Consider the following 24748-nt stretch of genomic DNA (forward strand, 5'->3'; position numbering starts at 1 on the left):
GCCTAACATCTGTGGGCTATCCAAATAGCCTGACAGCAGCATTTTCGCCTATGTTCAAGACAATAAAACGTCTTTTACTATTGTCGCAAGCTCATGCCGCGTGAACGGTTTTTGCAGAACGAATTCGTTCCGCGCCAACCGCTCTTCACCCTTATCCAGATTTCCGTCTTTGAAACTCTGCTTGCCAGTAAAACCACTGGTTAGCAGAGTTTTGATATTCGGCCGAAGTTTTAAAACCTCATCCTTTAACCGATAACCGTCTATCCCGCCTGGCAAGATTACGTCTGTAAAAAACAGATCAATATCCTCATCTGACTGAACAATTTCGATAGCCTTGCTTGCGCTGTCAGCAATCAAAACCTGATATCCAAGTCGCTTCAGCGCCTTTGCTGATATCTCCAGGAGATCAGCCTCATCATCGACGACAAGGATTTTCTCACCGTTCCCAACTGGGAGGCTATTAATTTCAATTTCTCTTACGTCATTAGAGGTGGTGCCTTTGGCAGTCGGAAGGTAAATTTTAAACGTGGTCCCACTTCCGGGTTCTGAATATAGGTTGATGAAACCACCAGACCGCTTCACAAATCCGAAAACCATGCTGAGGCCAAGGCCAGTCCCCTTACCCACATCTTTTGTGGTAAAAAACGGCTCAAACACGCGCTCACGTACTTCCCTGCTCATACCTACTCCATCATCACTGAAGGAGAGCATTACATACTTACCCGGCACAACATCTGAGTATCCTTGAAGATGCTTTTCATCCAAAGTGGCATTCTTGGTTTCAATGACCAAGCGCCCCCCATTCGGCATTGCATCTTTCGCATTTAACGCCAGATTAAGAAGCGAGTCTTCGAAATCTCCCTTGTTTATCGCAACATCCCACAGATCGCTGGCCAAATCAGTCTCAATCTCAATACTTGCTGTGAGTGATTTTGACATCAACGTGTTTGTCTCTTCGATCAAATCATTGAGGCATACCCTTGAGATACTCCCATGATGATGGTTGGAGAACCCGAGCAATTTATGCGTCAGTTCGGACGCCCGACTAGCTCCTTTTAGCGCATTTTCCGCAAATGCTTTTAAAGGCGAGTCCTCTGGCAATTGCTCAGACAGCAATTCAAGGTTTCCATAAACAATACCCAAGATATTGTTGAAATCATGGGCGATCCCCCCAGTTAGCTGACCAACAGCATCCATTTTTTGAGACCGCCTCAACGCTTCTTCGGCCCGGGTTAGATCTGTTACATCCCGACCGACACCACGATACCCTTTGAACGACCCATCCTTGTGATAAATTGGTTTACCTGTCGTCACGATATAACGAACTTCTCCGTCCGGGCGAACTACACGCAATGTCGGGCTGGTAAAAGAGATTTCGTCCGGCACATCATCCAGATAATCATTCCAATTACTTTTAGCCGTTTCTTCAGTCAGACCGACCACCTCATGGCGTGTCTTGCCCAACATATCTTCTGGAGTGATACCAATAATTTCTGCGACCTTGCCGGTAACAAACGAGAATTTGAGGTCTTCATTCATCTCCCAAAACCAGTCAGCTCCGTCCTCAGCAAAGTCCCTGAAACGCTCTTCATTCTCCTCCAACTCAATTTCTGCTTGCTTGAGTTCTGTGATATCGTTTGCCATCGAGAGCATTGAGCCGTCCGGTAATCTATGCTCATGGATCTGCAACCATCTTCCAAACCTGTTTTTCTCAACAAGATTTGCAGACCCTTCCCTCTCTAATTTCTCTATACGGGCGTTTATATAGTCCTCTATTGTGTCGCCTACTTTAGGATAAATTCCCTTGGCCAGCATTTTCTGCATAAACTCACGATACGGAATGCCCTTGTAGAGAAGTTTCGCGCCTTCTGGGTTAAGCACTTCATATCGCTTGTTAGCGAAGAGAAGACAGTCGTTCGTGTCAAACAACAGAATACTGGTATCAGAAGTATCAATTGCACTTAAGAGCTGATCTGCGAGCCTTCGCTGCTCGTCCAACTCAATCCCTTGTGCATCTATCTTTTCACTCAATGCCTTATTGGCATCTTCAAGCTGCTTCTGAGCTTTCTTCAGACTTGTGACGTCCGAGATGGTTGTGACAAGCCCCTCCTTGACCATTTTGCGTGACAATTTGATGATTTTATCTTCATGAAGAACTCGCTCTATCTCAGAACTGTCTGAGCCAAAGGCAAACTCTTCCAATCGCTCCGCTTCCTCTTGAAGTGTCTGCCCCTCACTTTTAGTCTTCTCGGCCTCAAGAAGATAAATCTCTTGAACAGGCAAGCCAGGCCTATTCATTTCAACAGGCATTTCCAACAGTTCAAACAGCCGATCATTCGCAAGCATCAGCTCTTTGTCACGGCTTATCAATGAAACGCCGTCACTAATATTATCGATGATGAGCTGAAGTATACGACTGCGGCTTTCAAGTTCCTGACGAACTTTTTGTATCTCTTGATCCTGGATAAAGTTCTGCTGTTCCAGGAGTTCATTGAGCCGCTTCATTTCCGTTTCAGCTTTGGCACGTTCCCCTACATCTGTAAACGTAATCGTCAACCATCCACGGTCATCAAATTTACCAAAACGCTTTACAACTCGCCCATCGGATCTTGGAAACTCGAAATCAAATGGCTGACGCTGTAGAATGAGGTTCATTCGCTCCCAAACCAACTCATCTACATCCCCTTCTCCATATATGCCTCGTTTCGCATTGAACCTGATATGTGATTCAAGGGGAGTGCCAATCATGGCCAAGTCTGAAGGAAAGTCGAGTATCTCAAGCGCCGCGTCGTTATAGCCAGCCAAATTCAGTTTGTCGTCGAAAACAAAGACCCCATGAGGAATGGAGTTCAGAAAATTCAAATTTTCTTTATCTTGATCGGTCAAGACTGCGGCACCAAAAACGTGAACAACTTATACTTTAAATAACTATCACAAATTCATTATCGAAATATTTATACAACGGCAAACATAAAAAAGAATTCTAGCAGTATGCAAAACACCTACGCTCCTCATAAGTTTCCTTAAGTCTGGAATTCTTTATGAACTTTGCTGACATCAAAAGTTAATCTTTTCCTGAAATCTGCTTCTCCATCAAGGACTGATAGAAATCTGGGAAGAAACGATTTAGACGCCAAGCCAACTTGGCGATACGGCCAACGGGGATCATGGATCGCTTTTTTTCGTAACCCTTCAGAATTTCCTGAGCTGCCTCCTCTGGACCCATCGCATCCTTCGCGTCACTTGCAGAGCCCGGGCGTTGAAACCCTGTGCTGCCTTCACGACCCTTCGAGATGTTAGTCGCAACGAATGAGGGAGCAGCAATCAATACATCGACACCATGCAGTTTTTCTTCTGATCTCAATGACTTAAAAAAACCTTCTAATGCATGTTTTGAAGCTGAATAGGAGGTTCGATGGTAGAGAGGCGCAAATCCAGCCACTGAAGAAATCGCCAAATGGCATCCTTTTGCAGCCCTGATCGCGGGTGCAAGTTGAATGGCCAGGGCCACTGCTGAGAAGTAATTAATTTCAAAGAGCTTCCGATGACTTTCCATATCTATCTGATCAAATGAGCCAATTTGAGTAACTCCCGCGTTATAGATGACCAGATCAAGTTTCGGATGTTGAGACAGGACCTGCTGAACAACTTTAGATCTCGCTTCTTTATCCGTAAGATCGCAAAGGTGCACTTCCAACTGCTCAGTACTTTTCAGACCCTGTGAAGACACATCAAGAATGATGACATGCCAGCCAAACGCTTGAAGCTGTTTGGTTAAGGCCTGGCCAAGACCGCCAGCTCCCCCAGTGATGAGAGCCTTTTTCATAAGTTCATACTCTTCTGCCATAACGCAAACACCTGAGCGCTTGTTTTTTCGGGTATGTACCCAAACACTTCCTTCAGCTTTTTATTATCGAGAACTGGCCGATATTGCAGGAAGCGAACCTGTTCAGGCCCGTATTGCGATAACCCTAAAGGCTTTGCGATAGCCAACCCTGCCTTAACCACCCAAGAAGGTATCCAGGTAATCTTTTTTTGCATGGCAATGGCAAGATCACTTATGCCCATCGCGCCATCACCGGCAACATTGTAAATACCTGCAGGCCCCTCCTTGACAGCCCTGAACAAAATGCGCGCGAGATCCTCAGTCCAGATGAATACAAATGGGCTCTCAAACCCTTTTAACCCGAGAAGCTTAGGTTTCTGGAAAAGTGCTGTGATCTGATTATCCGTTCGCTCCCCAAGCACCGTTCCCACTCTGAAAACAACCTGCTCCAATGCTGGGGATTTATCCCGCGCTGTTGCCAGCATTTCTTCAACCAACCGCTTATGATGCGAATAAGGGAATTCCTCATTCCCCCTCACCTGGCAATCTTCTGTCAGTGGCACTGGATTGTCCGCGTAATACCCATAAGCCGCCCCCGAAGACGTAACAACTATTCGCTTCACCCCATATTGGATGGCAGCCTGAAGAACGTTCTTCGTCCCTATGACATCCACTTTATAGGCAAAATCTCTACCAGTGCCTTTAGGTGGAGTTACGATCGATGCCAAATGGACTACGACATGGGGTTTGAACTGAGATACCAGACGATCTGGATCCTCTGATGTCACATCCATAGATTCATATCGGATGTTATCCGGCAAACCTTTTATTGGCCCAATATCTGTCGCCAGAACTTCGAAATTTGACTGTTCGGATGCCAGTTTCAAAAAAGCCTTACCGACTAAACCGCCTGCACCGGTTACCAATATTCGACACTTATCAGTCATCGCGGTGCCTCTGTCCGGGCGAACAAAAAAGCAAGACCAAGACCTGAAATCGCATGCCAAATACCCCAAAAGGCAGCTACAACAGCCATTCCCCCCAACCCATTAAAAAAGGCAAATATAAGTACAAGACCTAATGCTGAGTTCTGAATTCCAGTCTCGATCGTGATTGCCCTGCGATCAAAAGGAGACAGACGAAATGCTGTTGCTGTAATCCATCCACCGATCAAAGCCAGAGAATTATGCAAGATTACCAACCCTGCCACGGCCCCAGCGTAAGCCAGGAAATAGGACCAGTTCGCAGCAAGCGCCAGGATGACAAAGGCGATGAAAATGATCATTGCGACCCACTGAAGCGGTCTTCGAATTTTTGCTGCGACTGATGGGTACCGGTGATTGCACTGGACCCCTAGGATTAACGGCAAAACAAGCATCAATCCAACCGTTATAGCAATTTGGACTGGATCAATTGAGGTCTGCTGCAAAATCGCGTGGGTCGGCGGATACAAGCTTCCCCAAAAGGCAATGTTAAATGGCGTGATCAAAATAGCCGCCACTGTTGCAATGCCTGTCATGGAAACAGAAAGGGCTGCGTTACCCCCCGCTCTATGGGTAATGAAGTTGGATATATTTCCACCAGGACAAGCGGCAACCAACATTAAGCCAAGCGCTATCGACGGACGGGGCTCAATCGCTAGCACCATTAGAAAAGTTAGCACTGGCAAAACAATAAACTGAGAGAAGAAACCAACCAATAATGCCTTCGGCGCTTTTCTCAAGCGATGAAAATCTGAGGGCGCTAAATCCAGAGCAATTGAAAACATTACGATCGCCAGGACAGCATTTAAGATCCACATGGACCCCGGACTGAAATTCAATGTCACATCATCAATACCAGTCATGCCTGATTACCTTTCAAGCGACCAATCCAGTCATTAACCGATTTCCGATAAGTTGCTTTATCCACGTAATAAGCCATGCGCGGTAGTTTCAGGTAATCCACTCCCCCTGTTGCACGTTCAAAATTTCTGGATTTAGTGGCTTGCAACTCCATAGCAGTAGCACTTCCGGCCTCCAGCCCCTTGATGTATCTGCCAACCATTTCTGCCTGCTCATGGCGGCCTTGCCAGCCAAGGCCACTAGCCTCTACCATTCCTAAGACAAACAGATCATCCCGGCTGGGATGGAACGCGTTCAGAAATAAATGGGGGGCGTCGCCTGTCCAATTCAGAAGTTCTTGATCTATAAACGGGTAATGAAGTTTGTAACCTGTCGCAGCCAGGATCATGTCGTATTCGGCCTGGGACCCATCTTTAAAAGTGACCGACTTTCCCGACATTACTTCTACATCCGGGCGAATTCTGATATCTCCATGGCCCGCATGATAAAGGACCAAAGAATTAACAATGGGGTGACTTTCATATAGTTTATAATCAGGCTTTGGGAATCCATATTTCTGAGGATTTCCAACAAACCATTTGAGGATCATCCCATCCACTTTTCGCTTCAACCACATAGGAAGCTTTATCATTCCCCCAAGAGTATCTGCCGGTTTGCCAAATACGTATTTGGGCACAAAGTAATATCCGCGGCGTAAAGAAAGGTCACAACTAGACGCATGATGGATTGCATCCACCGCGATATCACAACCGGAATTTCCAGCACCAACAACAAGGACTTTTTTACCCTTAAACTGCTCTGGGTAACGATACTTGCTGGAATGAATTAATTCACCGCTAAATTCGCCAGGGAAAGAGGGCATATTAGGTTCAGAAAGGGTTCCGTTAGCGATCAAAACACCCGCAAACACATCTGAATGAGCCCCCTCATTGTCTTTCCAGGTAAAAGTCCAGCCTTCTCCAGATTTTCCAACTGGCACTACGTTCAACACTTCAGCATTGAAACGATAGTTTTCCCTCAGCTTATAGTGATCTGCAAATGCCCGAAAATAACTCTTCATTTCCTTGTGAGAGGGGTATTCAGCAACACTCTCCTCCATGGGGAAATCCGTAAATTCCGTCATCTTTTTTGACGAAATTAGATGGGCAGTTTCATACATCGTGGACTTGGGACCATCGATATCCCAAAGACCCCCAACGTCAGAATGCATCTCAAAGCCCTGAAAAGGAATATCCAACTCCTTTAGGACTTTGGCCATCGCAAGACCCATCGGTCCTGCCCCTATCAAGGCATACCGTTTTATCGGATTATTCATTATGTCCTCCCTATTGCTATTTAGATTGTACAATTGTACAAAATAAGGCAACTCATTTTTTCGAAAGCCATAAGTCTGTGCCCGCCACCAGAAAACGCGCCCCGTCAAAAAAATCACTTCTCACCAAGGAGAGGATTTTCAACGCTGCGGAAATTTCATTTTCCAAACAAGGCTTTGAGGGAGCTTCCTTAAGAGATATCGCAAAGCTGGCAGACGTACCTGTCGGCCTCGTCCGTCATCATGGGGGAAGTAAAGAAGACCTATTCACGCAAACTGTAAAGCGCCGGGCGGATCAACTTGCCACTATTCGTTTGAGGGATCTTGAAACTTTGCGTGAACAGGGTTCCTTGACCCTCTCTTTGATCCTGGACTGTTTTTTCAGAGCATATGTCAAACTTGTATCTGATGAAGGAGAAAGCTGGTTCAATTATGGTCGACTTGTCGCTCATGTATCGGCAGATCCCAGATGGCAACAGCTTGCTGCCGACTGCTTCGATCCCACAACTCATGTTTTCCTAGAGGAAATCCTAAAACTCTATCCAGAGGCTGAGTTGCACAAAGCCGCGACAGGTCAGGTATATTCTGTTGCTGCATTGCTGGCATTTTTTAACTCTACATGGCGAATTGAAAGTCTCGGCGGACAATCCAGTGAGGCCTCACTTGATGATCTTGTGAAGTTTTGCGCCGCAGGAATGCACGCTCTGCTATCTTCTAATTCCTGATTACTTATACTAAGGCCAATGCTAATTCCTTGGAAATTCTAGGAGCAGCAAAATCCAAAAAAGCTCTTATTTTTTGAGGAATTAAAGATCTATCCTCATAAAGCATGTGAACTGGCCAAGGCGGCAATTCATAGTCCTCCAAGATTAACTGTAGCCGTCCCGCCCGAAGCGCATCCGCAACTTGATAACAAAGAACACGGGTTACCCCAACTCCCTCTTCAGCCGCCAACACGGCTGCCTCAGCCGTATTGACCGCCAAACGGGTTGGGACTGGAACCGTCATTTTTTTAGGCTCATCAAAAAAGTCCCAATAGGATACACCCACAAGGCTCCGAAAAGAGATGCAATCAAAATCACAAAGGTCCGTGGGCTTTAGCGGCCGCCCCTTATTCTCCAGGTAGTCTGGACTGGCTACAACGACCTGGCGGATCTCACCCAGTCTCCTCGCCTTTAGGGGGCTATCTGCCAGTGGTCCAATTCGAACAGCTAAGTCAAGATGCTCTTCCAGGAGGTTTACAGGCCGGTCAGTCTGCTCCAAATCAACAGATACTTCCGGGTAGGCCATCAAGAAACTATTGATAGCTGGCAAAACGTGCAATCGACCAAAAACAATGGGTGCTGTCATGGTCAATTTACCCTTCGGAGATGTAAATTCACCGGATGCGGCTCTCTCTGCCTCATTCACCTCGTCAATGATTTTTCGGCAAGCCGCTGCATAAGCAACCCCTGTATCAGTAAGGGTTAGCCCCCTTGGAGATCGCAGCAATAATTCAGTTCCTAACTGTTGCTCCAAATCTGAAATTCTACGGCTAACCGTTGCAATTGGCATTCTTAAGGCCTTTGCCCCCGCTGTCAGGCTCCCTGCATCAATCACAGAGATCAGAATGGACATGGTTTCAAATCGATCCGGCATAACTCTTTCCATTTTTTGGAAACGACCATTCCATAAATATACCATTCTCTCAAAAAACAAAAACACCTAAATGTAGTTCGTCAACAGAATGAAAGGAATTAAAGAATGTCCCGTATCACAATCCCAGCAACTATCGAAGAAGCTCCAGTCGCGTCTCAACCTTTGTTACAAAATGTGAAACAGATGCTTGGCAGTGTCCCAAATTTGTTCCGCCTCGCCAGTGTGAGCCCAGCTGCACTCGAGGGTTATCTTGGTATTTTCGGCGCTCTGGGAAAAGGAGCTTTACCAGCCGCAACAAGAGAGAGAGTTGCGCTCGCTGTTTCTCAGATTAACGGATGTGGTTACTGCCTGTCAGCGCATACATACCTTGGCAAAAACCTAGCTAAGTTGGATGACGCTGAAATACTTGCTAACCGAAATGGTCACTCAAACGATGCAAAAGCTGATGCCGCTGTTCGTTTCGCCGTCAAAGTCACAAACGAAAAAGGACGCGTCTCATCTGACGATCTCCGGGCCATTCGCGATGCCGGATATGATGACGCACAAATCATTGAAATTGTCCAGCATGTCGCCCTCAACACCTGGACAAACTACCTCAACAGTGTCGCTGAAACTGAAATCGATTTCCCTGCTATCGACGATCAGCAGATCGCGAGTTGAGGCTGATGGGATGGCCAAAAATCCCCTTGGCCATCCCTTTCTCAACGCTTCAGAAAGGAGTAGCCGATGAACATCAATACTTGCAACGCTTCAAAATCTAAATTCTTACAAATCATATTCGATTTTTTAGTCCAGGACCTATTACGCCCAAAACATCGAAAATATCTTCTGCATTGTTCGCGGATACCCCTGTAGCGCTAATATTTAGCCTTGCGCAAAAACAATTTCAAGACAGTCAAATCCTGTCATAATGTGAAAGTCGAAATATAATAATCTTCCGTGATGAAGAGCCCTTTCACAAGACTGACATGGAAAATGGCAACTGACTTAGAAGAAAAACCAACTTTAAACCGGCAGCTTTCTTTGAGCCTTCTTACTCTTTATGGTCTCGGAGTTACAGTGGGTGCAGGCATTTATGTGTTGGTCGGTGCGACTGCCAGCAAAGCCGGTATTCATGCGCCAATTGCTTTCTTGTTGGCGGCCTGCGTTGTCGCTTTCACAGGATTTTCTTACTCGGAGCTCTCTACCCGTTTTCCAGTTTCAGCGGGCGAGGCTGAATATGTCCGTAGGGGCTTTAGATCAAATTTTCTCTCATTGATTGTTGGGTTATTGGTTGTCCTCTCAGGCATTGTTTCCTCAGCCGCAGTCTCCATTGGTGCCGTCGGCTATCTACAAACCTTTATTCCGTTAAATGAAACTACTCTTGTCACAATCGTAATCTCCATCATTGGGTTAATTGCAATATGGGGAATTGTCGAGTCAGTAACGCTGGCTTCCATTCTGACTTTGATCGAACTAAGTGGATTGGCTCTGGTTATTGGATACGGTGTTGCGAACAAACCTGATTTGCTCACAGACATACCAAATATCCTGCCCGAATTTAACGTCGAAGAATGGGGGGGAATATTATCAGCCGGCTTACTCGCCTTCTTTGCCTTCGTTGGCTTTGAAGACATGGCCAATGTAGCCGAAGAGGTCAAGAACCCAGAAAAAAATCTCCCAAGAGGCATATTCCTCACGCTGATCTTATCAACTTTGATCTATTTTTGCGTTGTCACCACGGTTGTTCTCTCGGTCCCGATGGACCAGCTCGTACAATCATCTGCTCCTCTTCAGCTGGTTTTCGAAGGTGCATCGCCATTACTTACGTCAGTATTTGTCCTGATCGCAATTTTCGCCACTTTGAACGGCGTTCTGGTTCAAATCATTATGGCGTCCAGAGTAATTTACGGCCTCAGCATTCAAGGTAACCTCCCTGAATTTCTTGGTAACATTAATGCAAAAACCCGTACCCCTTTAAACGCGACTGTCTTAGTCACTCTGATCGTTTTAGCCCTCGCATTATTTTTCCCGATCGTCAAACTGGCAGAGACCACTTCCTCAGTTGTACTTTCTGTGTTCTGTCTCGTAAATCTGGCTCTTATTTTCGTCAAACTCAGAGCAGAACTCCCAGAAACCAAAGCATTCATTGTCCCAATCTGGGTTCCAATATGTGGATTACTGACAAGTCTTGGGCTGCTATTGAGCCAATTTTTGACACTCTGAAATAAGAAACCGCTACTTGTGATCTCATATACTGATTAATATGATGGTAGAAACCCCTTATCTAAAAGCTGGTAAGTCATGAAGCTTTCTTTCCTTGGTGCGACCGGCACCGTCACCGGATCAAAATATCTACTCGAAACATCAGATGCCAGGGTTCTGGTAGATTGTGGTCTGTTTCAAGGTTTAAAAGAGCTGCGACTGAGGAATTGGGCGAGATTACCGCTCGACCCCTCCTCAATTGATGCTGTTATCCTGACCCACGCACATATCGATCATAGTGGCTATTTACCACTTCTCGTTCGGGAGGGCTTTTCAGGCCCAGTTTATTGTTCAGAGGCTACTGCTGATCTGTGCCGTATCCTTCTGCCAGATAGCGCACATCTTCAGGAAGAAGACGCAAACCGGGCCAATCGCTATGGGTATTCAAAACATCACCCGGCCCTTCCCCTCTACACAATCAAAGATGCGGAAGTTGCCCTAACGCATTTACGGCCTGTTTCTTTTGGTGATTTCCATTCCCTCAGCGGAGAGCTCGTGTTCCAGTTGACCCACGCGGGACATATTTTGGGAGCCGCTTGCGTTACCGTGAAAAACAGCCAGAAAACCATTACTTTTTCTGGTGATTTGGGTCGCCCGGAAGATCCGGTCATGCGCCCCCCTGCGCAAATTCAGCAAACGGATATACTGTTACTGGAATCCACTTACGGAGACAGATTACACGAAACGACTGCCCCTCTCGATCAGTTGGAAGATGTGATATTAAGAACCATAAAACGCGGGGGTACTTTAATAATTCCAGCCTTTGCTGTAGGGCGTGCTCAAAGTCTTCTTTTCTTAATCCATCAACTGAAAGAAGCTGACCGAATTCCCCATATGCCAGTTTATTTAGACAGCCCCATGGCGATCAGTGCAACAGAGCTGTTGCATCGCCACTCTTCAGAACATCGACTGTCCCGGCAAACTTGCAACACAATGTGCCATAATGTGATTTACACAAAAACGGTCGATCAGTCGAAAGAGATCTACAGTAAAAACAATAACATGCCCTCAATTATTGTCTCTGCCAGCGGTATGGCAACCGGTGGGCGTGTTTTGCATCATCTAAAGCATTTCATCGAAAACCCGAATAACACAATTCTATTCACTGGCTTTCAGGCCGAAGGCACCCGAGGCCAACGAATTCTGCAGGGCGAAAAAACAATCCGCATCCACGGTTACGACTATGCAGTCAACGCCGAAATCCAAATTTTGGATAACCTCTCGGCACATAGCGACTGGCAAGAAATTATGGAGTGGCTCAAAGGTTTCAGAGAACCACCGCAAGAAACCTTCATCACCCATGGCGAGGCATCTGCAGCTCGGACACTAAAAGAACGGATTGAAGCCGAACTTGGCTGGAAAGTTTCTGTTCCTGAATATCTGGAAGAAGTGGAGTTTTGAAGGTAAAAAGCCTTAACTATCAATGCGCGGCTTTTGACAGTCTACGATCCTCTGCAGCTCACAAATTTTTATTGTATCGCTCTTCCAAGATAGCAGCTAAACGAAGCGCAAATCGCGAAGGTGCCACGGGCAAGGTTCGCCCCTTTAGCTGACCAAGGAACAAATGCCCAATGGGAATGTCTTTACTCGATATTTCTTTTAAAACCATCGGACGGGATGGATTGACCTGCAAGCCAATTGGAATTTGAAATCCAATACATTTTTCCTGCAAAACATAGTGGCGAATAAATTCAAAGGAATCGGTTTCCACGATGGGTGCTGTCGTTCGAGAAAGTCTATGAGCAGATGTTTCAATCAAGTGGCGGACGCCGATATGATGAGACGGTAAAATATGCGCATAGTCCAGGCAATCCCTGAGACGGAGCTCCTTCTTTTCTGCAAGTGGATGATCTGGTGCCATCAAAACTGTCACCGGTTGCGGTATTGAACATAAAATCTCAAAGTCGACCAGATGAACCGGTTCGAACACTAACGCCAAATCACTGGCAAATGTGCTCAGATCCTGCTCTGCCTGTGCTCGGTCCCTTACATTTACAGAAAAACTGACACCCGGATGCTCCTCCCGATATCTGGCGATTTCAGCAGGCAAGAAATAGGGAAGCATGGCCTGCGAACACGCTATGGAAATATGCCCCCTCCTCTCACCAGAAAGATCAGCGACTTGGTTTTGGACGCGCTCCAATTCCGAGACCTGACTTCGAATATGTTGAATGACTAACTCACCCGCAGGGTTTAAGCGGACCCCTCGTGGCAAACGCTCAAAGATTTGGGAGCCAAACTCGGCTTCAAATCTCTGAATCCTTCTGTTCAGTGCTGAAGCTGTAATGTTCATATCCTCAGCAGCTTTTCGAATAGACCCAGCCCTGTTGACCGCTTCAATCAGAAAGAATGTTTGCAAGTGCTTCATTTTCATACACCTTTTTGGACTGATGCATAAAATGCACCGCTTTTGTGAATTTATAGCATTTGATTTGCAACAGGTATAGAGGCACGCTTTTGTGCAGTGCCGCAAATTCCCCATTCCTGTTTTCTGTGCGCTGAAAGGAAATCAAATGACTCTAGCGACTTCGAGACGAAACTTCCTAAAAATGTCTGGTGGGGTACTGGGTGCTTCCACGTTACCATTTCTCAAATCTCTACCAGCTCAGGCAGCTGGCAAAGACGTAATTGTAGCGGTAACGGGGCAGACGATTAACAGTCTCGACCTTCACCGAAAAGGAACTAACCGAGCCAGTTATCAAGTTGCGGTCAACTGTTACGACAGGTTGGTCTCCTTCGGAACCAAAGAGGCTCCAGGCGGAGGACTTTCCTATGACTATTCTAAGATTGAACCAGAGTTAGCTGAAAGTTGGACAGTTTCTGAAGACGGCCTGACACTAACCTTCAAGCTAAAAAAAGATGCCAAATTTTGGGACGGCAGCAAAGTGACAGCAGAAGACGTAAAATGGTCCTTTGACCGAGCCGTTTCTGTTGGCGGTTTCCCAAGCGTTCAAATGAAAGCTGGCGGTTTGGTCAAACCTGAGCAGTTTGAAGCAGTGGATGATGAAACTTTCGTTATCAAGCTTGAAAGGCCCTCAAAACTCACCATCCCTGATCTAGCAGTTCCTGTACCGTTTATCATAAATTCAAAAGTGGCCAAGGCAAATGCCACAGAAAAAGATCCATGGGCAACCGATTACCTGCATAAAACCCCAGCCGGCTCTGGTGCTTTTAAAGTGGCTAAATGGATGCCAGGTGAGCAACTGGTTTATGAACGGAATGATGATTGGGTTGGTGGCCCCTTGCCTGCCGCCAAACGCGTGATCGTTCGGGAAGTCCCAAGCCCCGCGACCCGCCGGGCACTTATTGAAAAAGGCAATGTTCAACTGTCTTTTAACATTCCAAACAAAGATGCAAAAGAACTGGCTGATAAAGTTGACGTCTATTCTACGCCAATTGAAAATTGCATGCATTGCGTCGGACTTAACTACACATTTGAACCCTTCCAGGATCCAAATGTCCGCAAAGCAGTTGCCTACTCCATTCCTTATGAAGAAATTTTCCAAACAGCTGCCTACGGACGTGGCGCCAAGCTTTGGGGTGGACCAGAGACAATTGACTCCATCGAATGGCCGCGCAAATCACCATATTACACCGATTTAGATAAGGCGAAGGAACTGATGGCCAAATCCGGGTTTGCCAGCGGTTTCTCTGTACCATTTTCGATAAGTCTTGGACTTGCAGATTGGATGGAACCCACAGCTCTGCTTATTCAGGAAAATCTCGCTAAAATCGGAATTTCAACAGAGATTGAGAAGATCCCTGGAGCAAACTGGAGAACAGCTGCACTGGTTGAAAAGAAACTTCCGCTGCATCTGGAAAACTTTGGTGGTTGGCTCAACACACCAGATTACTATTTCTTCTGGGCGTACAAAAAGGGACATTTGTTTAATTCTTCCAATTACTTAAACCCTGAAATTGAAAAATTGGTTGATGATACATTGCATATGCCCATGGATGATCCGAAATATGCGCCAAACATCATGCGGATGTTTGAAATTGCGTTCGAAGATCTCCCTCGTATCCCACTTTGGCAGCCAGCCCTAAATGTCGCAGCAAATGGAGCGACGGATTATGAGTTCTGGTTCCACCGTCAGCTGGATATCCGTCCACTGAAGGGAGTTTAAAGCCATGTCGCCTCGTTTGCGCGCGATAGTGATGAGATTGGTTCAAGCGATCCCGGTTGTAATCGGTGTTGTGGTGATCAGTTTCATTCTAACCCGGGCTCTCCCGGGAGACCCTGCCGTCTATTTTGCCGGTGCCGCCGCAGACGAGGCTTCCATTGCTGAAGTCAGAGAAGCCATGGGCTTAGATAAACCCCTGCCCCAACAGTTCCTTCGATATGTTCTGGATTTGGTGCAGGGAGATTTCGGCCAGTCGGTTTCCAGTGGACAGCCTGTGATTACTGACCTTGCCAACAGGCTACCTGCGTCTCTTGAATTAACTTTGACTGCCTTGATACTCTCTTGCGCGATTGCGATCCCACTGGGGGTACTAGCCGCCAAAAAACCTGGATCATTCGTTGACCAACTTTGCCGGGTTCTTGTGACAGCTGGTGTGTCCCTGCCAACATTTTTTACCGGAATTGTATTGGTTTATATTTTCTATTATCTGCTGGAAATCGCACCGTCCCCACTCGGCAGGTTGGATTTTGCCTATATTGAACCTGACAGCATCACCGGTTTCTACCTCATTGATGCAGCTATAGCAGGGGATTGGGAAACCTGGTTCGCGGCCTTTAAACAAATCATTCTGCCTGCCGTAACACTAGCTCTGTTCACCCTGGCTCCCATCGCCAGAATGACCCGCGCAGCCATGTTAAGCGCATTGTCCTCAGACTTCATTCGAACAGCAAAAGCCGCCGGATTGAACAACACACGCGTAACCTACGGATATGCCTTTCGAAACGCGCTTTTGCCGATTGTCACAACTCTCGGCATGGTTTTCTCCTTCTCTTTAGGGGCAAACGTCCTCGTTGAAAAAGTTTTCGCCTGGCCCGGAATTGGCTCATACGCGGTAGAGGCCCTAGTGGTCTCCGATTACGCCGCTGTACAAGGTTTCGTTCTATCAATGGCACTGCTTTTCGTCACACTCAACTTAGTGATTGATTTGACATACAGTTTGATCGATCCGCGTATCGGATTTGAATCAAAATGACAGTGACCACAGAAAATACAAGCTCAACTGAAGCCCAAAAATCTGGTGCCCTCTCTCACACTCTGTATGTTTTGAAGGAAAATCCAGTCACATTGATTGCCTTCATGATGCTGGCATTTTTTGTTTTATCAGCAATCCTTGGAGAACATATCGCCCCCTATGATCCGTTGGCATCAAATTCAGACCGTGTTCTAGAACCGCCAAGTCTGGATCATTGGTTTGGAACTGACCCACTTGGCCGGGACGTCTTTAGCCGCGTCATTACGGCAACGCGACTAGACTTGTTTATTGCTGTTTCCGCCGTAACCTTATCCTTCATATTCGGATCAATCCTTGGATGTGCTGCCGGATACTGGGGCGGAAAACTTGATATCCTGTTAAGCCGAACGCTAGACACCATCATGGCCTTCCCAATCTTCGTACTAGCGATGGGAATTGTTGCGGCACTTGGCAACACGGTAGAAAACATTGTTTACGCCACAGCGATTATCAACATTCCTTTTTACGCTCGCCTTGTTCGGGCTGAGGTCAACATCAGACGCAACGCTGGATTTGTTCAAGCCGCTAAGTTATCCGGCAATTCAGATCTACGTGTGCTTGCTTTTCATATCTACCCCAACACCCTGCCCCCAATGATGGTCCAGATTTCACTCAATCTCGGCTGGGCAATTCTAAATGCTGCAGGGCTCAGCTTTATTGGATTGGGAGTGCGTCCTCCAACCCCAGAATGGGGAATTATGGTGGCCGAAGGTGCAAATTTCATTGTCTCCGGAGAATGGTGGCTCGCAGTTTTTCCTGGTCTTTGGTTAATGCTGGCCGTCTTCACCTTTAATCTTCTCGGGGATGGGCTTCGCGATATTGTTGACCCACGGCAAAGGACGTAACGATGCTTCAAATCAAAGATCTGAACGTATCCTTCAATACCCGGCGCGGTGCAGTCGACGCTGTACGAGGTGTCAATCTAGAAGTTGCGAAAGGTAAAATCCTTGGGATTGTAGGCGAGTCTGGTTCCGGTAAATCGGTAACCTCATACGCACTCATGCGAATTCTGGATACAGGCGGCACCATCAAGAATGGTGAAATTACTTATAGCGGCATCGATCTTCGGCGCGCGACCGAGCAAGAGATGGGGGAAATCAGGGGCCGGGAAATTTCAATGATTTTCCAAAACCCGAGGGCCGCCCTTAATCCAATTCGAAAAATCGGCCATCAAATTGAGGACGTTCTCCGCCAACATGCTCAGGCCACACGATACACAGCCAAGCAAAAAGCAATTGAGGCCTTAAAAGCCGTTAAAATTCGAAATGCTGAAGAACGCTATGACGCTTATCCTTTTGAGTTATCGGGAGGCATGTGCCAGCGCGTTGTCATCGCTATCGCCCTCGCCTGTAACCCCAGACTTCTAATCGCAGACGAGCCGACAACAGGCCTAGATATCACCACTCAGAAAGCCGTTATGGATCTCGTATTAGAGTTGATCCGGGAGAGGCAGATGAGTGCCATTTTGATCACCCATGATCTTGGTCTGGCGACGGAATATTGTGATGATATTTCCGTCATGAAGAATGGGGAAATCGTCGAACAGGGCACACCCCAGAAAATCTTCACAAACCCGACTCATCCCTATACCCAGAAACTCGTAAAAGCCACCCCATCTAAAGGCACCTCTATTCGGGATCTAATGCCAGACGGAGATGCGGATCCACTGCCTCCCAGAAAAATTAGTGAAACACCTTTGCTGGAAGTCAAAAATCTTCGCAAAACCTTTCAAAGTAAGTCAGGCCCGGTTGACGCGGTAAAAGGGATTTCCTTCACAATCTTTGAAGGACAGACCGTTGGCCTTGTCGGCGAGTCGGGATGCGGCAAATCAACGACATCTTCCATGCTGGTCAGGCTTTTGGATAGCACGTCAGGTGAAATCTTATTTATGGGAACTGATCTTACAGATGTTTCTGCAAAAGATTTTGCCAAAGATCCCCGCCGAACCGATATCCAGATGGTTTTTCAGGATGCTACAGACAGCCTGAACCCGCGCTACACGGCCCGCCAATCAATTGCTGACCCTCTCAGACGCCTGATGAAAATGAAAGGGTCTTCGCTGAATGCCAAAGTTGAGGAACTCGCTTTGCTGGTTGGATTGCCTGTTCATCTATTAGACCGGTTTCCACATCAACTGTCTGGTGGTCAGAAAGCCCGTGTTGGTATTGCCAGAGCAATATCCGTTAATCCAAAATTTCTGATCCTGGATGAACCAACAGCCGCCTTGGACGTCTCAATTCAAGCCGTCGTCCTTAATCTTCTCGCAGACTTGAGGGCTAAACTCGGAATGAGTTTTCTGTTTGTCAGTCATGACCTTCAGGTTGTCCGGTTACTCAGCGACCATGTCATTGTAATGCGCGATGGTGAAATCGTTGAGCAAGGCCCCACAGAATTAGTCATGAGTAATCCTTCTTCCGAATATACCCGCACGCTTTTGTCGACTGCGCCAAAACCACCGTCTGGCCAGACTGCCGCGTAATTACCAAAGGAACGTCGATGCAAAACCTCCCTTTTACTATTCCCGCAATTCATGGTGCTTATCAAGATGGCATGAAAGCGACTGAGATTGTGGATTTGGTCTATCAACGAATTGAAGCAGTCGATGATCCTGGCATCTTTATTTATCTTTTGGAAAAAGAAGAAGTACTCGAAGCAGCTAAGGCTTTAGGAGATTTCGATCAAAGCAAGCCTTTATGGGGCATCCCCTTCGTCATTAAGGATAATATCGACGCTAAGGGCAAACCAACAACAGCAGCTTGTCCTGCGTATCTATATGAAGCCGAAGAAGATGCTTTTATCGTTAGATGCCTTATTGAAGCTGGTGCATTACTCATCGGGAAAACCAATCTCGATCAGTTTGCCACGGGCCTGGTTGGTGTTCGCTCACCCTATCAGCCGCCAAAAAATGCTGTGGATCCTGAAATTGTACCTGGCGGCTCTTCCTCGGGTTCCGCTGTGTCCGTTGCCCATGGTTTTGCCTGCTTTTCTCTCGGTACGGATACAGCGGGCTCCGGCCGCGTGCCCGCAGCGCTCAATAACATCGTTGGATTAAAACCCACATTGGGGGCCTTCTCCGCTTCTGGTGTTGTGCCAGCTTGTCGGACTTTAGACACAGTTTCCGTCTTCGCCTTGACGGTTGAAGATGCGTACAAAGTTTTCCAAGTAGGATGCGTTTTCGATACTGCTGATAGTTATTCCAAACAAGTAGCCGCCAAATCACTTTCAAGCCTACCGCCAAAGTTCCGGGTCGGTATTCCTGACGCAGCGACAATTGAGTTTTTTGGCGATAAAGTCCAGGAAGCTTCCTATCGCGAAGGGCTTGAAACACTAAAATCTTTGGGCGCTGAAATCATCGAAATCGACTTCACCCCGTTCTACAATGTCGCCCATATGCTTTACGAGGGCGCTTGGGTTGCTGAACGATACACAACGATCGAAGAGATGCTGAAAACTGACCCGGAGGCTATTTTTCCAGTTACTCGAAAGATTATTTCAGCCGCAGAGAATTTTTCATCTGCAGATGTATTTCGAGGCATTTACAAGCTTGAAGATCTTAAACGGCTGGCCGAGCCCTTGTTGGAAGATATTGACATGATGTGTGTTCCGACCATTCCAACTTTTTACTCCGTTGAAGATCTAAATGTTGATCCGGTTACGCCAAATTCAAATTTCGGAACCTACACCAACTTTGTCAATCTGATGGATATGTGTGCACTCGCTGTGCCAACTAGCTTCAGAACCGATGGTCGTCCAGGCAGCCTAACTCTGCTAGCAGGTGCTGGAAAAGATGCAGAAATAGCGGCAATTGGTATCGAGATACAGAAACGGACCCAACCTATGATGGGTGCAACTGACTGGAAAGTGCCCGCCCCTACCACAAATCCTAATCCAGTTTCAAACGCAGAGATTGAGATAGCCGTTTGTGGCGCGCATATGTCTGGTCTTCCACTCAACAAAGACCTGATAGCCAGAGGAGGACGTTTTGTTCGCACTGCCAAAACCGCAAGTGATTATGAATTTTTCGCACTTGCAGGCGGCCCTCCTCATCGGCCTGGACTGGTAAAAACAGAAGCAGGACAAGGCAGTGAGATTGAGCTTGAAGTCTGGGCCGTTCCGAAAACCGAGATCGGAAGTTTCCTGGAGAGCATTCCTGCCCCCCTTGGACTTGGAACCATATCATTAAGCGATAACAGCGAAGTTAAAGGTTTTATCTGTGAGGCACAGGGAGCTGCTGGGGCCAAGAACATCAGTGAGTTAAAAACCTGGCGACGATACGTAGCTTGATATTTGTAAGGTTTTATTGACCATTACACCTCAATAGTCCCAATTCCAGAAGACACCAACACTACTGTTGTTCGTCTGGTCCGTTTCGCTTTCAACCGTTATGTTGGGGGTCAGCTCAATCTCGACTTTAGCTGCCGTACTTCCGGCAGTCGCGCCTTGAGCTACCCCCACATAAATGTTTTCTGTTACATACTTTCCAGCCGATATTTCAGCATTGCCAGTTTCTTCATTTACGCCGGCACTCAGCACATCCACTCCAAGGGTATCTCGTGCAAAACTCATAACGCCCCCTACTCCACTGAAAGATCCAGAAACTTCAGCGACGGCCTGCGCCAACTGAACAGCCTCAAAAGCCGAGAGCTTTGCTGCCGATTTTCCAAATAGGACCCTGGCCAATACTTCATCCTCTGGCAACCCATCTGGAGATGAGAAACTAATTTTAGGGTTAGACGCTGTACCTTCTATAGAAACAATCGCCGTAACGTTTTTGCTTTCATACTTTGCTGAAAGTGATAGTTCTGGATCCACATCCGTTTTCCCTCGAAGAGAAACTGCTCCTTTTTGAAGCTCAAATTGTTTTCCAGAAAACACAAACTGCCCTCTTACCGGGCGAAGCTCACCTGTGATGATCGGTGCATCAGCCTGCCCCTCTATTTTAAAATTGCCTTCCCATTCACTATCTAGTCCGCGGCCTCTGATAAAAACACTTCCCGGTAACTCTACACCGATTGACAAAGCGATATTCTGAGCAGTTTCTGTTGTTTCTTCATTATTGGATGTGGATCTTCCCTTAGGAAAATTTACCTCTTTGACAGGAAGATCTATCACACTTGGTGCAATAGCGCCGCCAATATCAACTTCCACTCTTTTCGTTGATATATCTCCCGAAACAAGAAGCTCCTCCGTTCCGCCTTCAACAGTTAAGTCTGCATCAGTGGTTACAGCAAGATTATCTCGGCGCAGCACCGCCATCTCGCGAAGTGTGGTTGTGAGTTTTATTTCAGGATTTTTCAGATCCACAAGACTTATCAAACCGGTTACATCAAGGGTTCCTTGGGCTCCGTCTTCACCATTCACTGTGAAGGCAAGCTGATCATTCTCTTGAACGCTCGCCTTCAGGTTCAAATTCTCAATAATTGTCCCAAATTCAATTTCCTCATAACGCCCATTAGTGAGCTGAAGTGCACCTACAATTTTAGGTGCATCAAGGGTTCCGGAAACATCTCCATTCGCTCGCAATTGCCCCCTCAGCAAATGCCGGTCAAGTCCAAGTAAAGGCCATAATTTATCCAAATCACTGTTGATATTCAGTGCCATTTTGATGTTTTCATCATTTGCAATCTGAACATTCAAGGGAGCGAGTTCAACACCAACAGGCAGTTGCCCAGATGCTGTTATTTCAGTTGCAGTGAGGCCAGTAACCTTCCCATTAAACTCAACTTTGCCTGCCATCAGGCTTGCGTTTAGGTTACTCTTGAGTGGCGGAATGTCTTCAAAATCAGGTCCTATAAACTGAAGGCCAACAATATCTGACTGTAATTTACCGCTAGCTTCGCTAGCTGTTACAAACAATTCAGCTTGGGCGTTCAACTCCCCGATCATCGGAAAATCTGGATTAAAAACATTCTGAATATCTAAAGGCACAGTTGTCACTGCTAGCGATGCTGTCACTGCATCTTCCGAAATATCAGCTTCACCCTTAATTCGACCGGTCCCAAGCGTCATTTCAAATGGATCGACACGAATATCCGCATCTCTTTTCGAAGCGTTTAAAGGAGTGAGAAGTTGAACCTTTTTATCCACGACTAACCCTAGAAACTCACCCAAACTGAAAGTCATATTATCCGGCGCAACGGAGAATTGACCTTTACCCTTAGCTTCAAATGGTATGTCCATTCCACTTTCAACAGTCACTTCGAATGTCGCATGGTCAAGTTTCCCAATCGAGCTGACTTCTGCTCTGCTAACTGCAAATCCAGATTTTGAAATGTTATCTGCGGTGAGACGAACATCAAAGGCGGGCGTTGAGAAAAGGCGATCAAACTCTGCACCCAAGTTTACGGATTGCATAGTCGGTAAATCGTCACCTACTGAAAAATCAGACCCCTTTAGATCCAGCGTTAAGGTCTGCTCTCCATCTTTGTCTCTCAGCTCTGATTTTAGATTTATCTGGCCAGACAGCGGAATATCCGAGACCAATGAAAGACTGTCGAATTTAGTAATGATACCAACCAGGTCTCCAACAATCGGATTTCCATCCAAAGGTATTTGCAAATCACCGGTTACTGAATTGCCGGGTTGAGTAACCTCAAGCCCTGCAATATTGAAAAATGACCCATCAACTAACTGATAATCGGCGCCAAGTTTCAATTTAATGGGATGAGATGGTAATGCTACCTTCACATTGCCAGTTGGATTTGATGCTAAATTCACCGCGCTTATCCTGGCAGTCGCTTCTCCCACTGAGATGTCATTCAATTCAAGTGACTGCATCTCAATTTGCCCATACAGTTCAGGATCTGAGAGCGCGCCCAATACATCCACTTTCACAATGGATCTGCCTTTTAAGGAGACGCTTGCAATATCGGAGAAACGCTCAAGATTAGGGACGCTCGCCTCTAAATTTGCCGAGATGGTCTCAAAATCAATCGGAAGTTCCGCATGGGTCTTAATCTGCGCGATTTGAAGCGGTAATTGGGCATCGACTAACAAAATTTCGTCATTAACAGAGAAGTCAGACTTCAATGCGATATCAGCTCCCAAGAGCTTTTGAAGCTTTGCCTCTCCAAAGTCCAGTTCTTTAAAACTAGTTGTAAGCGTCCCATTCGCAGATTTTCGATAATCATCAGAGCTAAGCTCTGAGGTAATTTTTGCCCTGCCTTTTATCGCCGGTAAAATTGTCTGCAAATCATCTAAATCGAGATTAATTCTCGCCTGCGCAGGTCCTTTCTCAAGTTCAATCTTCCCCTGAATTTGACCTTGAAGGTGATCCGATACCAGAACCAAATCCCTCAAAGCAGCCACATTTTTCTGAAGATCATAAACTGCATCAAAATTAATGGATGGGCTTGAGCCGATAACTTTCATGGCGAGTTCTGGTAACCCTTGTAACCCAGAAATTTCAACGCCACCTTTAATTGGGAGTTCGTTTAATTCTGCCAAAGACATACGAGAAACAGAGTTCACCGTAACCAAAGGGGTTGTAATGGTAGACCCTGCTTCTTGTCCCCGAATTTCGCCATCCTTTGCGACGATGACTGCCTGAAGCCGAGTGTCGGTTAGATCTCCATCCAAGTTGACCTTTGCTGACAGCCCGCCCAATCTTGCAGGCTCGAGGAACGTATCCAGCGCCTCAGTTTTCTTCAGCGTAGCCTCCAGGGTTACAGCTAAATCCAGATTATCCAAACCGACAGTTCCGTGTGTTGCCACTCGGGCCAGATTATTTTCAACGATGGCTTGCTGAATAGAAAAAACGTTCCTTTCTGGGGAAAACTGCAAATCAGCAGTTACAGCTATGCGTTCACTGTCCAACAAGGGAATTTCAGTGACGAAAGCACTAGAAAAACTGACACCTCCAGAGACTTGAAACAGCAGATCCTCGTAACCCTGACTGAAAATCAAGAGATCACCACTCAAGAGTTGATCAATATTAGCTGTTACCTGGCCTTGCCAATCATTCAAAGGTCCGTCACCTATTATAGACGCCTGAAGAGCTGGGTTGCCCGGTAATGCAAGTGCTCTACTGATCAACCCGTCCTCAGGGCCATCCAGATCTGCAGCTACTGCCAAACGGTTCGTTTCAAGTGAATAGACAACTTCGCCAACAATAAAGCCGCCTTGCCCGTCCAATGGTGTAATTTCCAGCTCGCTGTAAATACTGGTTTCTGTTTTGGAATTCAGACTGAGGTTCACACGGAGCAAACCATCCTGACCCAGAACATCCTCTTTGACATCAAGTTGATCGATATAAAACCTGCTTAGCGATACCTTGAACGGAAGTGAAAGCTTTCCTGCTTCACTTTCCTCGCTTTGGGTGGATGGCAACTGAGGTTGACGAAAAGCAGTGACTGAGATGGCACTTATGTCTTCAATTTGAGCTAAACCGGTCAGCAATTTTAAGGGAGACCAAGTTATGTTCAGCTTTCGAATATTGAGCCAGTCGCCTGTAGGATCACTCAGTCTAATCTCATCGATCTGAAAACTGTCAAAGACATCTCCTTGCAGGCCAGCAATCTTCAAACCAAGGCCATTTGGCTCACTGACAGCAACTTCCAACTGCTCAGCCAGGAAAGATCGCCCTGTATCTGTTTGCAAGAAAATGTAGCCCCCAAACACAATCAAACCTGTAAGGAGAACTGGCGAAACACTTATAAGGGCGAGAAGTTTTTTGGCGCGCCTGCTCAT

General features: G+C 46.6%; 17 protein-coding genes. 9 read left to right on the forward strand and 8 right to left on the reverse strand.

Annotated features, from left to right (window positions below; translation table 11 throughout):
* Positions 1-54: 54 nt before the first annotated feature.
* From HH301_RS13460 to HH301_RS13480, 5 genes are all read right to left on the reverse strand, one after another.
* Positions 55-2886 carry a PAS-domain containing protein gene (locus tag HH301_RS13460; protein WP_169569406.1) on the reverse strand — a complete coding sequence of 944 codons (2832 nt, stop codon included), beginning with the start codon at positions 2884-2886 and terminating at the stop codon, positions 55-57.
* 178 nt (positions 2887-3064) lie between these two features.
* Positions 3065-3847: an SDR family NAD(P)-dependent oxidoreductase gene (locus HH301_RS13465; RefSeq protein WP_206378308.1), complete on the reverse strand. Its 783-nt coding sequence runs from the start codon at positions 3845-3847 to the stop codon at positions 3065-3067.
* Positions 3823-4773, reverse strand: coding sequence for an SDR family oxidoreductase (locus HH301_RS13470; RefSeq protein ID WP_169569407.1), 951 nt, complete (start codon positions 4771-4773; stop codon positions 3823-3825). The genes HH301_RS13465 and HH301_RS13470 overlap by 25 nt, the downstream gene beginning before the upstream one ends.
* On the reverse strand, positions 4770-5672 hold the full coding sequence (locus HH301_RS13475) for a bile acid:sodium symporter family protein (RefSeq protein ID WP_169569408.1): 903 nt from the start codon (positions 5670-5672) through the stop codon (positions 4770-4772). The genes HH301_RS13470 and HH301_RS13475 overlap by 4 nt, the downstream gene beginning before the upstream one ends.
* Positions 5669-6985, reverse strand: a complete 1317-nt coding sequence (locus HH301_RS13480; protein WP_169569409.1) for a flavin-containing monooxygenase — start codon at positions 6983-6985, stop codon at positions 5669-5671. Before HH301_RS13480 ends, HH301_RS13475 begins: the two co-directional genes overlap by 4 nt.
* A 77-nt stretch (positions 6986-7062) precedes the next feature.
* On the opposite strand from HH301_RS13480, the gene HH301_RS13485 reads away from it, so the two are divergent.
* A complete protein-coding gene (locus HH301_RS13485; protein WP_169569410.1) occupies positions 7063-7707 on the forward strand; it encodes a TetR family transcriptional regulator in 645 nt (214 codons plus the stop codon).
* 4 nt (positions 7708-7711) lie between these two features.
* Here HH301_RS13485 and HH301_RS13490 read toward each other — a convergent pair whose 3' ends face one another.
* Entirely contained in the window at positions 7712-8620 is a 909-nt protein-coding gene (locus HH301_RS13490; RefSeq protein WP_169569411.1) for a LysR family transcriptional regulator, read from the reverse strand.
* Between the two features lie 105 nt (positions 8621-8725).
* Here HH301_RS13490 and HH301_RS13495 point away from each other — a divergent pair, with 105 nt between their 5' ends.
* The 3 genes from HH301_RS13495 to HH301_RS13505 all read left to right on the forward strand — a co-directional run bounded on the left by HH301_RS13495 (position 8726) and on the right by HH301_RS13505 (position 12265).
* Positions 8726-9280, forward strand: a complete 555-nt coding sequence (locus HH301_RS13495; protein ID WP_169569412.1) for a carboxymuconolactone decarboxylase family protein — start codon at positions 8726-8728, stop codon at positions 9278-9280.
* A 315-nt stretch (positions 9281-9595) separates the two neighbouring features.
* A complete protein-coding gene (locus HH301_RS13500; protein WP_169569413.1) occupies positions 9596-10825 on the forward strand; it encodes an APC family permease in 1230 nt (409 codons plus the stop codon).
* A gap of 78 nt (positions 10826-10903) precedes the next feature.
* On the forward strand, positions 10904-12265 hold the full coding sequence (locus HH301_RS13505; RefSeq protein WP_169569414.1) for an MBL fold metallo-hydrolase RNA specificity domain-containing protein: 1362 nt from the start codon (positions 10904-10906) through the stop codon (positions 12263-12265).
* A gap of 58 nt (positions 12266-12323) precedes the next feature.
* Here the strand turns inward: HH301_RS13505 and HH301_RS13510 are convergent, their stop codons facing one another.
* Positions 12324-13232, reverse strand: coding sequence for a LysR family transcriptional regulator (locus HH301_RS13510; RefSeq protein ID WP_169569415.1), 909 nt, complete (start codon positions 13230-13232; stop codon positions 12324-12326).
* A gap of 145 nt (positions 13233-13377) precedes the next feature.
* Between HH301_RS13510 and HH301_RS13515 the strand changes: the two genes are divergently transcribed.
* From HH301_RS13515 to atzF, 5 genes are read left to right on the forward strand one after another with little or no spacing between them, the layout of a single operon-like run.
* Entirely contained in the window at positions 13378-14991 is a 1614-nt protein-coding gene (locus HH301_RS13515; RefSeq protein ID WP_169569416.1) for an ABC transporter substrate-binding protein, read from the forward strand.
* Between the two features lie 4 nt (positions 14992-14995).
* Positions 14996-16021, forward strand: a complete 1026-nt coding sequence (locus HH301_RS13520; protein WP_169569417.1) for an ABC transporter permease — start codon at positions 14996-14998, stop codon at positions 16019-16021.
* On the forward strand, positions 16018-16905 hold the full coding sequence (locus HH301_RS13525) for an ABC transporter permease (protein WP_169569418.1): 888 nt from the start codon (positions 16018-16020) through the stop codon (positions 16903-16905). Before HH301_RS13520 ends, HH301_RS13525 begins: the two co-directional genes overlap by 4 nt.
* Before the next feature lie 2 nt (positions 16906-16907).
* Complete coding sequence (locus tag HH301_RS13530; RefSeq protein ID WP_169569419.1) at positions 16908-18539, forward strand: dipeptide ABC transporter ATP-binding protein; 1632 nt, start codon at positions 16908-16910, stop codon at positions 18537-18539.
* Between the two features lie 17 nt (positions 18540-18556).
* A complete protein-coding gene (gene atzF / locus HH301_RS13535) occupies positions 18557-20344 on the forward strand; it encodes an allophanate hydrolase (RefSeq protein ID WP_169569420.1) in 1788 nt (595 codons plus the stop codon).
* A 30-nt stretch (positions 20345-20374) separates the two neighbouring features.
* Here atzF and HH301_RS13540 read toward each other — a convergent pair whose 3' ends face one another.
* Entirely contained in the window at positions 20375-24748 is a 4374-nt protein-coding gene (locus HH301_RS13540; protein ID WP_169569421.1) for a translocation/assembly module TamB domain-containing protein, read from the reverse strand.

The organism is Sneathiella limimaris (assembly GCF_012932565.1).
Lineage (GTDB): Bacteria > Pseudomonadota > Alphaproteobacteria > Sneathiellales > Sneathiellaceae > Sneathiella > Sneathiella limimaris.